Origin of the sequence: Edwardsiella sp. EA181011, assembly GCF_000800725.1 — a bacterium.
Lineage (GTDB): Bacteria > Pseudomonadota > Gammaproteobacteria > Enterobacterales > Enterobacteriaceae > Edwardsiella > Edwardsiella anguillarum.
On sequence record NZ_CP011364.1, the window covers coordinates 422,335 to 438,504 of the forward strand.

At 56.9% G+C, this 16,170-nt stretch carries 10 protein-coding genes and 2 tRNA genes; 1 reads left to right on the plus strand and 11 read right to left on the minus strand.

The window, feature by feature from the left end:
* Positions 1 to 7 precede the first annotated feature (7 nt).
* Entirely contained in the window at positions 8 to 1,939 is a 1,932-nt protein-coding gene (gene thiC / locus QY76_RS01925) for a phosphomethylpyrimidine synthase ThiC (protein ID WP_045428271.1), read from the plus strand.
* Between the two features lie 250 nt (positions 1,940 to 2,189).
* Here thiC and rpoC read toward each other — a convergent pair whose 3' ends face one another.
* The 11 genes from rpoC to QY76_RS01980 all read right to left on the minus strand — a co-directional run bounded on the left by rpoC (position 2,190) and on the right by QY76_RS01980 (position 16,091).
* Complete coding sequence (rpoC, locus tag QY76_RS01930; RefSeq protein ID WP_034165781.1) at positions 2,190 to 6,410, minus strand: DNA-directed RNA polymerase subunit beta'; 4,221 nt, start codon at positions 6,408 to 6,410, stop codon at positions 2,190 to 2,192.
* A 79-nt stretch (positions 6,411 to 6,489) separates the two neighbouring features.
* Positions 6,490 to 10,518 carry a DNA-directed RNA polymerase subunit beta gene (gene rpoB, locus QY76_RS01935; protein ID WP_034165782.1) on the minus strand — a complete coding sequence of 1,343 codons (4,029 nt, stop codon included), beginning with the start codon at positions 10,516 to 10,518 and terminating at the stop codon, positions 6,490 to 6,492.
* 331 nt (positions 10,519 to 10,849) lie between these two features.
* A complete protein-coding gene (gene rplL / locus QY76_RS01940; protein WP_005280479.1) occupies positions 10,850 to 11,218 on the minus strand; it encodes a 50S ribosomal protein L7/L12 in 369 nt (122 codons plus the stop codon).
* Between the two features lie 66 nt (positions 11,219 to 11,284).
* The gene (gene rplJ, locus QY76_RS01945; RefSeq protein ID WP_005280485.1) at positions 11,285 to 11,782 is read right to left on the minus strand and encodes a 50S ribosomal protein L10; all 498 of its coding nucleotides are present in this window, start codon (positions 11,780 to 11,782) and stop codon (positions 11,285 to 11,287) included.
* Between the two features lie 316 nt (positions 11,783 to 12,098).
* Positions 12,099 to 12,803: a 50S ribosomal protein L1 gene (gene rplA, locus QY76_RS01950; RefSeq protein WP_012847052.1), complete on the minus strand. Its 705-nt coding sequence runs from the start codon at positions 12,801 to 12,803 to the stop codon at positions 12,099 to 12,101.
* Between the two features lie 3 nt (positions 12,804 to 12,806).
* A complete protein-coding gene (rplK, locus tag QY76_RS01955; RefSeq protein ID WP_012847051.1) occupies positions 12,807 to 13,235 on the minus strand; it encodes a 50S ribosomal protein L11 in 429 nt (142 codons plus the stop codon).
* 160 nt (positions 13,236 to 13,395) lie between these two features.
* Positions 13,396 to 13,941, minus strand: coding sequence for a transcription termination/antitermination protein NusG (gene nusG, locus QY76_RS01960; RefSeq protein ID WP_005280494.1), 546 nt, complete (start codon positions 13,939 to 13,941; stop codon positions 13,396 to 13,398).
* Between the two features lies 1 nt (position 13,942).
* On the minus strand, positions 13,943 to 14,326 hold the full coding sequence (gene secE / locus QY76_RS01965) for a preprotein translocase subunit SecE (RefSeq protein ID WP_034165783.1): 384 nt from the start codon (positions 14,324 to 14,326) through the stop codon (positions 13,943 to 13,945).
* A 295-nt stretch (positions 14,327 to 14,621) separates the two neighbouring features.
* Positions 14,622 to 15,806, minus strand: coding sequence for an elongation factor Tu (gene tuf / locus QY76_RS01970; RefSeq protein ID WP_038631315.1), 1,185 nt, complete (start codon positions 15,804 to 15,806; stop codon positions 14,622 to 14,624).
* A gap of 127 nt (positions 15,807 to 15,933) precedes the next feature.
* Positions 15,934 to 16,009: transfer RNA gene (locus QY76_RS01975), tRNA-Thr, on the minus strand.
* Between the two features lie 7 nt (positions 16,010 to 16,016).
* A tRNA-Gly gene (locus QY76_RS01980) sits at positions 16,017 to 16,091 on the minus strand.
* Between the last annotated feature and the right edge of the window lie 79 nt (positions 16,092 to 16,170).

Genomic DNA, 16,170 nt, shown 5'->3' on the forward strand with positions numbered 1-16,170 from the left:
ATTTGCTATGTCTACCGTTACTCACCGCGACGCACCGCGTCGCCAGCGCCGAGCTCAGGCTCAGGCCTTTATCGATACTCTCCAGGCGCAAGCCTATCCCAGCTCCCAACGCATCTACCTACAGGGCTCACGCGCGGATCTCCGAGTCCCCCTGCGCGAAATTGCCCTGAGCCCCACCCTGATCGGTGGGACGCCAGAGCAGCCGCAGTGGCGTGATAATGAGGCGATTGCGGTGTACGACACCTCCGGCGCCTATGGCGATCCGCAGGCGGAGATCGATCTGCGCCGCGGGCTGCCAGCCATACGCCGCGCCTGGATTGCGGAGCGCAACGACAGCGAGATCCTGCCGGGGCGCAGCTCAGACTATACCCGCCGCCGCCAAGCCGATCAGGATCTGGAGACGCTGCGTTTTGACCAGCGCTCTCCCGCACGCCGCGCGCGGCCGGGACACCGGGTCACGCAGCTGCACTATGCCAGACAGGGTATCATCACCCCGGAGATGGAGTTTATCGCGCTGCGTGAGAATATGGGGCGCGAGCGCATTCGCAGTGCCGTTTTACGTCAGCAGCACCCGGGGATCGCCTTCGGCGCCCACCTGCCGGACAATATCACGCCGGCGTTTGTCCGGGACGAGGTCGCCGCCGGGCGCGCCATCATTCCGGCCAATATTAACCACCCCGAGTCAGAGCCAATGATTATCGGGCGTAACTTTCTGGTGAAGGTCAACGCGAACATCGGCAGCTCATCTGTCACCTCCTCTATAGAGGAAGAGGTCGAAAAGCTGGTGTGGGCCACCCGCTGGGGCGCCGATACCGTGATGGATCTCTCTACCGGCCGCTACATTCATGAGACGCGTGAGTGGATCCTCCGCAACAGCCCGGTGCCCATCGGTACCGTCCCCATCTATCAGGCGCTGGAGAAGGTCAACGGCATCGCCGAGAACCTTGACTGGCCGCTGGTCCGGGATACGCTGTTAGAACAGGCGGAGCAAGGCGTGGACTATTTCACTCTGCACGCGGGCCTGCTGCTGCGCTTCATTCCGATGACCGCCGAGCGCCTGACCGGTATCGTATCGCGCGGCGGCGCCATCATGGCCAAGTGGTGCCTGTCGCACCATCAGGAGAACTTCCTCTATACCCACTTCCGCGAGATCTGCGAGATCTGTAGTGCCTATGACATCGCGCTTTCACTCGGCGACGGCCTGCGGCCCGGATCGATCCAGGATGCCAACGATCCGGCCCAGTTCGCCGAGCTGCATACCCTGGGCGAGCTGACCCGCATCGCCTGGGAATACGATGTGCAGGTGATGATCGAGGGGCCGGGCCATGTCCCCATGCACATGATCCAGCGAAATATGGAAGAAGAGCTCAGCCACTGCCACGAGGCCCCCTTCTATACCCTGGGGCCGTTAACGACCGACATCGCGCCCGGCTACGACCATTTCACCTCCGGCATCGGTGCCGCCATGATCGGCTGGTTCGGCTGCGCGATGCTGTGCTATGTCACGCCCAAGGAGCACCTGGGACTGCCCGATAAGGATGACGTCAAGCAGGGGCTCATCACCTATAAGATCGCGGCCCACGCCGCCGATCTGGCCAAGGGACATCCCGGCGCGCAAATTCGCGATAACGCCATGTCCAAGGCCCGCTTCGAATTCCGCTGGGAGGATCAGTTCAATCTGGCGCTCGATCCGGTGACGGCGCGCGCCTATCACGATGCCACCCTGCCGCAGGCATCCGGTAAGCTCGCCCACTTCTGCTCGATGTGCGGGCCGAAGTTCTGCTCCATGAAGATATCTCGAGAGGTACGCGAGCACGCCGCGCGCCAGCAGGAGGCCGACCCCGGCATGGCACAAATGGCACAGCAGTTCCGGGAGCAGGGCAGCGAAATCTATCTGGCGGACGTCGCCGACAGCGTGCCGCAGCATAAAGGGTCGTAATACGCCAGCCTATTTTTGCTGCGGCGCCGGCAACATCGCGCTGATCAGCGCCATTACCCGGGCACCAGGCTGGCTGGCGGCGACCGATACTCTGCCACCGCGGATCGGGGGCGGCGCGCACACGACGTCTAACGTTCCGCGGCCTCTCCCCGCCCCACAGGCAAAATAGCCCCCTGCCTGGCAGAGGGGTTTCATCGGCAAAAAAAAAACCGCTCCGAAGAGCGGTTTTTCATACTGTCACACAGACTCGTTAGTCGTCATTGCCACCCAGCAGACCTGCGTTCAGCAGCTCGGCCAGGTTGGCGCTGGCTTCTTCCGCGCTCACCTGCGGTGCGCTAGAGGTATCGGCAGCGCGGCGGCGCATGCGATCCTGGTGGTAGGCATAGCCGGTACCCGCCGGGATCAGACGGCCCACGATGACGTTCTCTTTCAGGCCGCGCAGCTCATCACGCTTACCGGCAACGGCCGCTTCCGTCAGCACGCGGGTGGTCTCCTGGAAGGAGGCCGCGGAGATGAAGGACTCGGTCGCCAGAGACGCCTTGGTGATACCCAGCAGATCGCGCATATAGGTCGCGGCAATCTTGCCGTCAGACTCCAACAGGCGGTTGGCAATCTTGACGCGGGACACTTCCACCTGCTCGCCTTCCAGGAACTCGGAGCTGCCGGCATTGGCGATGGTCGCCTTACGCAACATCTGACGCACGATAACTTCGATGTGCTTATCGTTAATCTTAACGCCCTGCAGACGGTATACATCCTGGACTTCGTTAACGATATAGCGGGTTACCGCGTTCACGCCGCGCAGACGCAGGATGTCGTGCGGAGACTCTGGACCGTCGGAGATCACGTCGCCGCGTTCCACGCGTTCGCCTTCGAACACGTTGAGCTGACGCCACTTCGGAATCATCTCTTCGTAGGCATCGCTGCCATCCAGCGGCGTGATCACCAGGCGGCGCTTGCCCTTGGTCTCTTTACCGAAGGAAACCACGCCGCTGATCTCGGCCAGGATCGCCGGCTCTTTCGGACGACGGGCTTCGAACAGGTCGGCAACGCGCGGCAGACCACCGGTGATATCCTTAGTACCGCCGGATTCCTGTGGAATACGCGCCAGGGTGTCACCGGCGCTGATGGCAATGCCATCCTCCAGCTGCACGATCGCTTTACCCGGCAGGAAGTACTGGGCCGGCATATCGGTACCCGGCAGCAGCACGTCATCACCGTTGGCGTCAACGATCTTCAGCGCCGGACGCAGATCTTTACCGCTGCCGGTACGCTCTGCGGAGTCCAGAACCACCTGAGAGGAGAGACCGGTCAGCTCGTCGGTCTGACGGGTTACCGTCTGGCCGTCGATCATATCGGCGAAGCGGATGAAGCCGCTAACCTCAGTGATAACCGGCATGGTATGCGGGTCCCAGTTGGCGACCGTTTCACCGCCGTTCACCTCGGCACTATCGCCCTTGGCCAGCGTAGCACCGTAAGGCACCTTGTAGCTTTCCTTGGTACGACCGAATTCGTCGATCAGCTTCAGCTCGGTGTTACGTGAGGTGATAACCAGCTTACCGTCAGAGTTCACCACGAACTTGGCGTTGCTCAGCTTCAGGTTACCCTTGTTCTTCACCTGAATGCTGGACTCTGCCGCCGCACGTGATGCCGCACCACCGATGTGGAAGGTACGCATGGTCAGCTGGGTACCCGGTTCACCGATGGACTGTGCCGCGATGACGCCGATGGCTTCGCCCTTGTTCACCAGGTGACCACGGGCCAGATCGCGACCGTAGCAGTGGGCGCACACGCCGAAGTCAGTTTCACAGCTTACGACGGAGCGCACTTTCACGCTGTCGACAGAGTGCTCTTCCAGCAGGTCACACCATTTTTCGTTCAGCAGGGTGTTGCGCGGCACCAGGATATCCGCCGTACCCGGCTTCAGCACTTCCTCTGCCGTCACACGACCCAGAACGCGGTCACGCAGCGGTTCTTTAACGTCGCCACCTTCGATAACCGGGGTCATCACGATGCCGTTGTGGGTACCACAATCGTCCTCGATAACCACCAGGTCCTGGGCCACGTCGACCAGACGACGGGTCAGGTAACCGGAGTTCGCCGTCTTCAGTGCGGTATCCGCCAGACCTTTACGCGCGCCGTGAGTTGAGATGAAGTACTGCAGTACGTTCAGACCCTCACGGAAGTTTGCGGTGATCGGCGTTTCGATGATGGAGCCATCCGGCTTCGCCATCAGGCCACGCATACCGGCCAGCTGACGAATCTGGGCGGCAGAACCACGCGCACCGGAGTCGGCCATCATAAAGATGCTGTTAAAGGAGACCTGACGCTCTTCTTCGCCATCGCGGTTGATAACGGTTTCGGTAGACAGGTTTTCCATCATCGCCTTGGCCACGCGCTCGTTCGCCGCGGCCCAGATATCGATGACCTTGTTATAACGTTCGCCGGCGGTCACCAGACCAGACTGGAACTGCTCCTGGATCTCGGCTACTTCGGCTTCGGCCTCGGCGATAATCCCCGCTTTCTTCTCCGGGATCACCATGTCGTCGATGCCGACAGACGCACCGGAGCGCGCCGCATAGGCGAAACCGGTATACATGATCTGGTCAGCAAAGATAACGGTCGGCTTCAGACCCAGCGCGCGGTAGCAGGCGTTCAGCATCTTAGAGATGGCTTTCTTGCCCAGCGGCTGGTTAACGATAGAGTACGGCAGACCTTTCGGCACGATCATCCACAGGATAGCGCGGCCAACGGTGGTGTCGATAAGTCCGGTGTTCGGAACCATCTCGCCATCGGCGCTTTTGCTGTACTGGGTGATACGCACTTTAACGCGGGCATGCAGCGACGCCAGACCGGCGCGATAAATACGCTCGGCCTCTTTCGGGCCACTCAGCACCATGCCTTCGCCTTTGGCGTTCACGCAGTCGCGGGTCATGTAGTACAGACCCAATACCACGTCCTGAGACGGAACGATGATCGGATCGCCGTTCGCCGGAGAGAGGATGTTGTTGGTGGACATCATCAACGCACGCGCTTCCAACTGGGCTTCCAGGGTCAACGGTACGTGTACCGCCATCTGGTCACCGTCGAAGTCGGCGTTGTATGCCGCACACACCAGCGGGTGCAGCTGAATGGCCTTACCTTCGATCAGCAGCGGTTCGAACGCCTGGATACCCAGACGGTGCAGGGTCGGCGCACGGTTCAGCATGACCGGGTGCTCGCGGATCACCTCATCGAGGATATCCCATACCACGGCTTCTTCACGCTCGACCATCTTCTTGGCCGCTTTAATGGTGGTAGCAAGACCACGCAGCTCCAGCTTGCCATAGATGAACGGCTTGAACAGCTCTAGCGCCATCTTCTTCGGCAGACCGCACTGATGCAGACGCAGGTACGGACCGACGGTGATAACGGAACGACCAGAGTAGTCGACGCGTTTACCCAGCAGGTTCTGACGGAAACGACCCTGCTTACCCTTGATCATGTCGGCCAGAGACTTCAGCGGACGCTTGTTAGAGCCGGTGATGGCGCGACCGCGACGGCCGTTATCTAACAGCGCATCGACCGCTTCCTGCAGCATACGCTTTTCGTTGCGTACGATGATATCCGGCGCGGCCAGATCCAATAGGCGCTTCAGACGGTTGTTACGGTTGATCACGCGACGATACAGATCGTTCAGATCGGAGGTCGCGAAACGACCGCCATCCAACGGGACCAGCGGACGCAGATCCGGCGGCAATACCGGCAGCACGGTCAGGATCATCCACTCCGGCTTGTTGCCAGACAGAATGAACGCTTCCAGCAGCTTGATGCGCTTGGTCAGCTTCTTACGCTTGGTCTCGGAGTTGGTCTCACCAAGCTCTTCACGCAGCTGCTCGCACTCGGCTTCCAGATCCATCCCTTTCAGCAGGGCCTGGATCGCCTCGGCGCCCATCTTGGCGTCGAATTCGTCACCGAACTCTTCCAGTGCGTCCAGATACTGCTCTTCGGTCAGGATCTGACGACGCTCCAGGTTGGTCATCCCACCTTCGACGACGACATAAGATTCGAAGTACAGCACGCGTTCGATATCACGCAGCGGCATGTCCAGCAACAGACCAATACGGGACGGCAGGGACTTCAGGAACCAGATGTGTGCGGTCGGCGAGGCCAGCTCGATGTGACCCATGCGCTCACGGCGAACCTTGGTCTGGGTCACTTCAACGCCACATTTTTCACAGATGACGCCACGGTGTTTCAAACGCTTGTACTTACCGCACAGGCACTCGTAATCTTTCACCGGCCCAAAAATACGGGCGCAGAAAAGACCGTCACGTTCCGGCTTGAACGTACGGTAGTTGATGGTTTCCGGCTTCTTAACTTCGCCGAACGACCAGGAACGGATCATATCTGGCGAAGCCAGCGCAATTTTGATCGCGTCAAACTCTTCGGTCTTGGTTTGCGCTTTCAGAAACTTCAGTAAGTCTTTCACGGATTAGCTCCCGTCGGAGTGAGAACTCTTAAGGCGCCCGCCGTAACGGGCGCCCTGTGATCGGTACGGATTCGAGTGCTTACTCGTCTTCCAGCTCGATGTTGATGCCCAGCGAGCGGATTTCTTTCAACAGTACGTTGAAGGATTCCGGCATGCCCGGTTCCATCTGATGGCTGCCATCCACGATGTTCTTATACATCTTGGTACGGCCGTTCACGTCATCAGACTTGACGGTGAGCATTTCCTGCAGGGTGTAGGCGGCGCCGTAGGCTTCCAGCGCCCACACTTCCATCTCCCCGAAGCGCTGACCACCGAACTGCGCCTTACCACCCAGCGGCTGCTGGGTAACCAGGCTGTAGGAGCCGGTGGAACGCGCGTGCATCTTGTCGTCGACCAGGTGGTTCAGTTTCAGCATGTACATGTAACCCACGGTTACCTGACGCTCGAAACGCTCACCGGTGCGACCGTCATACAGGGTGATCTGACCGGAGGTCGGGATACCACCCAGCTCCAGCAGACCCTTGATTTCGCGCTCTTTAGCACCGTCGAATACCGGCGTTGCAACCGGCAGACCCTTCTTCAGGTTTTCCGCCAGACGCAGGACTTCGTCATCGCTAAAGGTGTTCAGATCCACCTGCTGACGGGTGTTGTCACCCAGATCGTAGGCTCTCTGGATGAACTCACGCAGTTTGGCCACTTCCTGCTGCTGCTTGAGCATGGCGTTGATCTTGTCGCCGATGCCTTTCGCCGCCATACCCAGGTGGGTTTCCAGGATCTGACCGATGTTCATACGTGACGGTACGCCCAGCGGGTTCAGTACGATGTCGACCGGCGTGCCGTTCTCATCATAAGGCATATCTTCGATCGGGTTGATCTTAGAGATAACACCCTTGTTACCGTGACGACCTGCCATCTTATCGCCCGGCTGGATCTGACGTTTCACCGCCAGGTACACCTTAACGATCTTCAGCACGCCCGGCGCCAGATCGTCGCCCTGGGTGATCTTACGACGCTTAGCTTCCAGCTTCTTCTCGAACTCCGCCTTCAGCTCGTCATACTGCTCGGCCAGCTGCTCCAGCTGATTTTGCTTGGCTTCATCGGCCAGGCCCAGCTCAAGCCAACGGTCACGCGGCAGTTTTTCCAGTTTTTCCGCTTCCACACCGCCGGCAACCAGCACGTCGTGAATACGGGCAAACAGACCGGCTTCCAGGATCTGCAGCTCTTCGGTCAGGTCTTTCTTGGCCTGCTTCAGCTGCATCTCTTCGATTTCCAGCGCACGCTTGTCTTTTTCCACGCCATCGCGGGTAAAGACCTGTACGTCGATAACGGTACCGGAAACGCTGTTCGGCACACGCAGAGAAGAGTCTTTCACGTCAGACGCCTTCTCACCGAAGATGGCGCGCAGCAGCTTCTCTTCCGGCGTCAGCTGGGTTTCACCTTTCGGCGTTACCTTACCGACCAGGATATCGCCACCCTTAACTTCGGCGCCGATATAGACGATGCCGGATTCGTCGAGCTTGGAAAGTGCGGCCTCACCGACGTTCGGGATGTCGGCGGTGATCTCTTCCGGCCCCAGCTTGGTGTCGCGGGACACACAGGCCAGTTCCTGGATATGAATAGAGGTGAAGCGATCTTCTTGTACCACGCGCTCGGAGACCAAGATGGAGTCTTCGAAGTTGTAACCGTTCCACGGCATGAACGCCACGCGCATGTTCTGACCCAGTGCCAGTTCGCCCAGATCGGTGGACGGACCGTCGGCCAGCACGTCGCCACGCTCGATCGGCTCACCCAGTGAGACACACGGCATCTGGCTGATGCAGGTGTTCTGGTTGGAACGGGTGTACTTGGTCAGGTTGTAGATGTCGATGCCGGCTTCGCCCGGGAACATCTCATCTTCGTTAACCTTGATGACGATACGGGACGCATCCACGTACTGCACCATACCACCGCGCTTGGCGACGGAGGTTACACCGGAGTCAACGGCAACCGCACGCTCCATACCGGTACCAACCAGCGGCTTATCGGCGCGCAGGGTCGGTACGGCCTGACGCTGCATGTTCGCACCCATCAGGGCACGGTTGGCATCATCGTGTTCCAAGAACGGGATCAGGGACGCACCGACGGAAACCACCTGCTGGGTGGAAACGTCCATGTAGTCAACCTGATCACGGCTGAACAGGCTGGATTCGCCCTTGCTGCGGCAGGTCACCAGATCTTCAACGAAGCGGCCTTCATCATCCAGGTTGGAGTTCGCCTGGGCGATAACGAAGTTGCCTTCTTCGATGGCAGACAGGTAATGGATCTCGTCGGTCACGATACCGTCACGCACGCGGCGATACGGGGTTTCCAGGAAACCATACTCGTTGGTCTGTGCGTACACAGACAGGGAGTTGATCAGACCGATGTTCGGACCTTCCGGCGTTTCGATAGGACATACGCGACCGTAGTGGGTCGGGTGTACGTCTCGCACTTCAAAGCCGGCGCGCTCACGGGTCAGACCGCCCGGGCCCAACGCAGAGATACGACGCTTGTGGGTGATCTCAGACAGCGGGTTATTCTGGTCCATAAACTGGGACAGCTGGCTGGAGCCGAAGAACTCTTTCACCGCCGCCGAAATCGGCTTGGCGTTGATCATGTCCTGCGGCATCAGCATATCCAGATCGCCCAAAGACAGACGCTCTTTCACCGCGCGCTCAACGCGCACCAGGCCAACGCGGAATTGGTTTTCCGCCATCTCGCCCACGGAGCGGATACGACGGTTGCCCAGGTGGTCGATATCGTCGACTTCGCCTTTACCGTTACGGATATCGATGAGCTTCTTCATCACCTCGATGATGTCGTCTTTGCTCAGGATACCGGAGCCTTCGATCTCGTCACGCATCAGAGAACGGTTGAACTTCATGCGGCCGACCGCAGAGAGATCGTAGCGATCTTCAGAGAAGAACAGGTTCTCGAACAGGTTTTCGGCGGCTTCGCGGGTCGGCGGCTCGCCCGGGCGCATCATGCGGTAGATTTCTACCAGCGCGCTCAGGCGATCGTTGGTCGGATCGACGCGCAGGGTCTCGGACATGTACGGACCGTGATCCAGGTCGTTGGTGAACAGCGTTTCGATACGCTTGTAACCAGACTGGCTCAGCTTGGCCAGCAGATCCAGCGACAGCTCCATGTTGGCGGCGCAGATCAGCTCACCGGTGCTTTCGTCGATGTAATCTTTGGCGGCCACTTTACCGACGATGTACTCAACCGGGACTTCGATCAGCTTAACATCATCTTTTTCCAGCTGACGGATGTGGCGGGCGGTAATACGGCGGCCTTTCTCAACGTAGACCTTACCGTTAGCCTCGATATCAAAAGAGGCGGTCTCACCGCGCAGACGCTCCGGTACCAGCTCCATCTGCAGCTTGTTGTCGCGAATTTCAAAGATCACCTTATCGAAGAACAGATCGAGGATCTGCTCGGTGGTGAAATCCAGCGCGCGCAGGATGATGGTGGCCGGCAGCTTGCGGCGGCGGTCAATACGGACAAACAGGTTGTCTTTCGGGTCGAACTCAAAGTCCAGCCAGGAACCGCGGTAAGGAATGATGCGTGCGTTATACAGCACCTTACCTGAAGAGTGGGTTTTACCCTTGTCGCTATCGAAGAATACGCCCGGGCTGCGGTGCAGCTGAGAGACGATAACACGCTCGGTGCCGTTGATGACGAAAGTACCGTTTTCGGTCATCAGCGGGATTTCACCCATGTAAACTTCTTGTTCTTTGATGTCTTTAACGGTGCCTTCCGGCGCCTCACGCTCGTAGATCACCAGGCGCAGCTTCACGCGCAGCGGAGCGGAATAGGTTACGCCGCGGATCTGACACTCTTTGACGTCAAATACCGGCTCACCCAGACGGTAGCTGACATACTGCAGCTCGGAGTTGCCGCTGTAGCTCTGGATCGGGAACACAGAGCGGAAAGCCGCTTCCAGACCGTACTGGCCTTCCGGATCTTGCTCGATAAACTTCTGAAACGAGTCAAGCTGGATAGAAAGGAGGTATGGTACGTCCAGCACTTGGGGACGCTTACCAAAGTCCTTACGAATACGTTTTTTCTCGGTATAGGAGTAAACCATAGGGTTCCTCAGCTCGCTGAATAGTCGACCCATTCTGTCCGTCCTGATAGGACAGTTCATGCGACACCGTTTTGTGACCGAAAGGGTGAATCCCCCTTCGCAATACTTGTTTCTATCACTCTTAAACCATTTCATTGCGCTTTACACAGGCGCCGTAACTCACGGCCCTGACGCAGTATATTAAGGCGTCGATAGAAACAAGTATTGGGGATAACCGCTGGCTAAACAGTGTGAAACACCACCGGCATCCTTTACAGCGCAAAAAGGCTGGTGACCAAAAAGTCACCAGCCATCAGTCTGTTAGCACAGACTGTACTCCAGGAAGTTAAACTTATTTAACTTCAACAGAAGCGCCAGCTTCTTCCAGAGCTTTCTTCAGAGCTTCAGCGTCGTCTTTGCTGATGGCTTCTTTCAGAACTGCCGGAGCAGATTCTACCAGGTCTTTGGCTTCTTTCAGGCCCAGACCGGTTGCGCCACGGACAGCTTTGATGACAGCAACTTTGTTGCCACCGGCAGCGGTCAGAACTACGTCGAATTCAGTTTTTTCTTCAACGGCTTCAGCAGCGCCGCCAGCGGCAACGGCTACAGCAGCAGCAGCAGAAACACCGAATTTTTCTTCCATCATGGAGATCAGTTCAACAACGTCCATTACGGACATTTCTGCAACTGCGTCCAGAATTTGCTCTTTAGTGATAGACATGACAATTGTTCCTAAAAATCAGAAATAGTTTATACGTTAGCAAGTGCGACAGTAGCAAAGCAGCGGTTAAGCAGCTTCTTTCTGATCGCGCAGAGCAGCCAGAGTGCGGACCAATTTGCCGGCAGCGGCTTCTTTCATGGTCGCCATCAGGCGTGCGATTGCTTCTTCGTAAGTCGGCAGAGTTGCCAGACGGTCGATCTGGGCCGCCGGGATCAGCTCACCTTCAAAGGCTGCAGCTTTGACCTCAAATTTTGCATTGTCTTTGGCAAAAGCCTTGAACAGACGAGCGGCAGCGCCCGGGTGTTCCATAGAAAATGCAATCAGGGTCGGACCAACAAACGTGTCTTTCAGGCACTCGAACTGAGAGCCTTCAACGACGCGGCGCATCAGGGTGTTGCGAACAACACGCATGTATACGCCAGCTTCACGACCTGCTTTACGCAGTTCGGTCATTTTGTCTACGGTTACGCCGCGGGAATCCGCAACGACAGCAGACAGCGCGCCTTTGGCTACTTCGGTGACTTCAGCAACAATCGCTTGTTTGTCTTGAAGATTTAATGCCATTAGCTTGTGCTCCTGGATTTTTGCCGGAGAATGACTCCGGAACTCACTTCACTCGCTTACGACCGAGGCCGCGGCGAGCATAGAAACACGGTGAGCAGAATCCAGACATCTAAAAAGATTTCTTCGGGATCTGTCACCGTCTACGCAGGGAAATTAAGTCTCTGACGAGACACCTGCGGTCTTGGACGGAGGTCTGGAAAAGGCCAGACTCCAACCGAAAATTCGTTCGCTTTACATTCCGAGAATGCGCGGGCGTTAGATTTTAGACAAAACCGACGCCCGCGTAAAGCGAAAAGGCAATCCTAATCCCGCAGGATTAGTTAGCCACTGCGCTCAGGGTAGCCTGATCAATCGTTACGCCAGCGCCCATGGTGGTGGACAGGCAAACTTTCTTGATGTAGACGCCTTTGGCAGTTGCCGGCTTCGCCTTCTTCAGGGCAACCATCAGGGCTTCCAGGTTTTCCTTCAGCTGCTCAGCAGAGAAGCTCGCCTTACCGATGGTGCTGTGAATGATACCGTTCTTGTCGTTACGATAACGAACCTGACCAGCTTTAGCGTTCTTAACCGCTTCGGCTACGTTCGGAGTAACGGTACCCACTTTCGGGTTCGGCATCAGGCCACGCGGCCCCAGGATCTGGCCCAGTTGACCAACAACGCGCATTGCATCCGGGGAAGCAATGACAACGTCGAAGTTCATCTCGCCTTTTTTGATCTGATCAGCCAGGTCTTCCATACCGACCAGGTCAGCGCCGGCAGCTTTCGCCGCTTCAGCATTCGGACCCTGGGTAAAGACGGCAACGCGTACGGTACGGCCGGTGCCATGCGGCAGGACGGTAGCACCACGTACGTTCTGGTCAGATTTACGCGCGTCGATGCCCAGGTTTACGGCAACGTCTACGCTTTCAACGAATTTAGCGGTGGCCAGCTCTTGCAACAGAGCAACGGCTTCGTTGATGTCGTACTGTTTAGTCGCATCAACTTTCTCACGGATCACGCGCATGCGCTTGGTCAGCTTAGCCATCTCTTAGTCCTCCACTACCAGGCCCATGGAACGAGCGGTACCTTCGATTGAGCGAGCCATCGCTTCAACGTCAGAACCAGTCATGTCCGCAGCTTTAGTTTCTGCGATTTCACGTACCTGAGCACGGGTCACTTTACCGACCTTGTCTTTGTTCGGCTTACCGGAACCAGACTTGACACCAGCAGCTTTCTTCAGCAGAACGGCAGCCGGCGGGGTCTTGGTAACGAAAGTGAAGGAACGGTCAGAGTAAACGGTAATAACAACCGGAATCGGCAGACCTTTTTCAATGCTGTCAGTCTTAGCATTGAACGCCTTACAGAATTCCATGATGTTAACACCCTGCTGACCCAGAGCCGGACCGACCGGCGGGCTCGGGTTAGCCATACCAGCTGCAACCTGCAGCTTCACGTAGGCTTGGACTTTCTTGGCCATGTAAATTTCCTCAGTTGGGTAATATCGCCTCAGCGAGGCTCCCCGCGATGGTAAAACGTTTATGTGCTGAAAAACGCATCAGCCCATAAATACAAAAGGCGCGAAATTGTAGTTCAATTTCGCGCCTATGGCAATGCAGATTTTGCTGCCGCGTGCGTTATTACGCTTTTTCGACCTGGCTGAAGTCCAGCTCTACCGGCGTCGCACGACCAAAGATAGAGACAGATACCTTCAGGCGGCTCTTCTCGTAATCCACCTCTTCGACCACGCCGTTGAAGTCGGCAAACGGCCCTTCGTTGACGCGAACCATTTCGCCCGGCTCGAACAGCGTCTTCGGACGCGGCTTATCCCCCACCTGCTGCAGGCGGTTCATAATCGCATCCACTTCTTTATCGCTGATCGGCGCGGGACGATCGGACGTTCCACCGATAAAGCCCATCACACGCGGTACACTGCGCACCAGATGCCAGCTGGCGTCGTTCATCACCATTTGCACCAGGACATAGCCCGGGAAGAACTTACGCTCGCTCTTGCGGCGCTGGCCGCCACGGATTTCGACCACTTCCTCGGTCGGCACCATGACTTCACCAAACAGCTCTTCCATATTGTGCAGTTTGATATGCTCACGCAGCGACTGCGCTACGCGACCCTCAAAACCGGAAAACGCCTGAACGACGTACCAACGCTTCTTCGGTGCTTCAGACATTTTAGAACCTCAGGCCAGTAATAAAGGAAACCAGACGGACCAGAATACCATCCAGTCCCCACAGAATCAGTGCCATAACGGCGGTCACTGCGGCGACGATCAAAGTCGTATGCAGCGCTTCCTGGCGTGTCGGCCAAATCACTTTACGCATTTCGGTACGCGCTTCGCGGGCAAATGCCACGGTCGCCTTACCCTGCACTGTCATCAAGGCGATGCCGCCCGCGGCAGCGATGATAACCACAACGGCCAGAGCACGCAGTGGCAGACTCACATCACGGTAAATATAGTTACCGACGATGGCTACGATCAGCAGAACGGCGACGACCAGCCACTTCATGACTTCCAGGCCACGCCCGCTCCCTTGAGCATCGGTATTCGCACTCATAAACCAACCTGTCACTAGATTCCAGAAAAACAACTTTGCCCCGCAATGCGAGGCAAACCAAACCGAATGAGAATCTTACGAGATACCAATGTGGATAGCACATTTATATCTGCAAAAAGCGATGTTGCTCGCGTGTTTGCGCGGCAATCCACAGTTCGGCACCATACGCCGTATCGCCAGAGCCCATCTCACCAGTAATTATGTAGAAAAAAACCACTGATGAGATAGGTTCTTGTCAAACCGCGTAGAAAAAGGGCATCAAATGATGCCCTTTTATCACGTGCTGCGTCAAATCTTATTCGATAACTTTAGCAACAACGCCCGCACCAACGGTACGGCCGCCTTCGCGGATTGCGAAGCGCAGACCATCGTCCATGGCGATCGGGTGGATCAGGGTAACAACCATCTTGATGTTGTCGCCCGGCATTACCATCTCTACGCCTTCCGGCAGTTCGATGGTGCCCGTTACGTCAGTAGTACGGAAGTAGAACTGCGGACGGTAGCCTTTGAAGAACGGGGTATGACGGCCGCCTTCATCCTTGCTCAGGATATATACTTCGGATTCGAACTTGGTGTGCGGAGTGATGGAGCCCGGCTTAGCCAGTACCTGACCACGTTCGATCTCGTCACGCTTGGTACCACGCAGCAGAACGCCAACGTTCTCACCGGCACGACCTTCGTCCAGCAGTTTGCGGAACATTTCCACGCCGGTACAGGTGGTTTTGGTGGTCGGCTTGATACCAACGATTTCAACTTCGTCACCCACCTTGATGATACCGCGCTCTACACGACCGGTAACAACGGTACCACGGCCAGAGATAGAGAATACGTCTTCGATCGGCAGCAGGAACGGCTTGTCGATGTCACGCTCAGGTTCCGGGATGTAGGAGTCCAGCGTCTCGGCCAGTTCGATGATCTTGGCTTCCCACTCGGCTTCGCCTTCCAGCGCTTTCAGCGCAGAACCGCGGATTACCGGGGTATCGTCGCCCGGGAAGTCGTACTGAGACAGCAGCTCACGCACTTCCATCTCAACCAGTTCCAGCAGCTCTTCGTCATCAACCATGTCGCACTTGTTCAGGAACACGATGATGTACGGAACGCCTACCTGGCGACCCAGCAGGATGTGCTCACGGGTCTGCGGCATCGGGCCGTCAGTCGCAGCAACAACCAGGATTGCGCCGTCCATCTGAGCCGCACCGGTGATCATGTTTTTAACATAGTCGGCGTGCCCCGGGCAGTCTACGTGAGCGTAGTGACGGGTCGGGGTATCGTATTCAACGTGAGAGGTGTTGATGGTGATACCACGTGCTTTTTCTTCCGGCGCGTTATCGATCTGATCGAATGCGCGAGCGCTACCGCCGTAGGTTTTAGCCAGAACGGTGGTGATAGCAGCGGTCAGGGTAGTTTTACCGTGGTCAACGTGGCCGATAGTACCGACGTTAACGTGCGGTTTTGAACGTTCAAACTTTTCTTTAGACATTAATTGTCCCTCTAATACACGGATAAATCGGTGATATCACCACATCAACCAAGCAAATAACGCTAAAGGGCTGTTTATATGCTTGCTGAAATTTATTACAGAGAAACCAGAAGGGGGAAAAGAGAGATGGTGCTGATACCCAGAATCGAACTGGGGACCTCACCCTTACCAAGGGTGCGCTCTACCGACTGAGCCATATCAGCACATGTTTGGAGCGGGCAGCGGGAATCGAACCCGCATCATCAGCTTGGAAGGCTGAGGTAATAGCCATTATACGATGCCCGCACCTGAACCCGGCTACCTGATTGTTCTGTAGAGTTTACACCGGACGCCGTTGCTGCGCGTACCGCTGTATTCTGGAATG

Bases quoted from the DNA above. Each gene is read 5' to 3' on its own strand.
- secE (WP_034165783.1), bottom strand. From the start codon at position 14,326: ATGAGTGCGAATACCGATGCTCAAGGGAGCGGGCGTGGCCTGGAAGTC.
- rplL (WP_005280479.1), bottom strand. From the start codon at position 11,218: ATGTCTATCACTAAAGAGCAAATTCTGGACGCAGTTGCAGAAATGTCC.
- rplA (WP_012847052.1), bottom strand. From the start codon at position 12,803: ATGGCTAAGCTGACCAAGCGCATGCGCGTGATCCGTGAGAAAGTTGAT.
- rplK (WP_012847051.1), bottom strand. From the start codon at position 13,235: ATGGCCAAGAAAGTCCAAGCCTACGTGAAGCTGCAGGTTGCAGCTGGT.
- thiC (WP_045428271.1), top strand. From the start codon at position 8: ATGTCTACCGTTACTCACCGCGACGCACCGCGTCGCCAGCGCCGAGCT.
- nusG (WP_005280494.1), bottom strand. From the start codon at position 13,941: ATGTCTGAAGCACCGAAGAAGCGTTGGTACGTCGTTCAGGCGTTTTCC.
- rpoB (WP_034165782.1), bottom strand. From the start codon at position 10,518: ATGGTTTACTCCTATACCGAGAAAAAACGTATTCGTAAGGACTTTGGT.
- tuf (WP_038631315.1), bottom strand. From the start codon at position 15,806: ATGTCTAAAGAAAAGTTTGAACGTTCAAAACCGCACGTTAACGTCGGT.
- rplJ (WP_005280485.1), bottom strand. From the start codon at position 11,782: ATGGCATTAAATCTTCAAGACAAACAAGCGATTGTTGCTGAAGTCACC.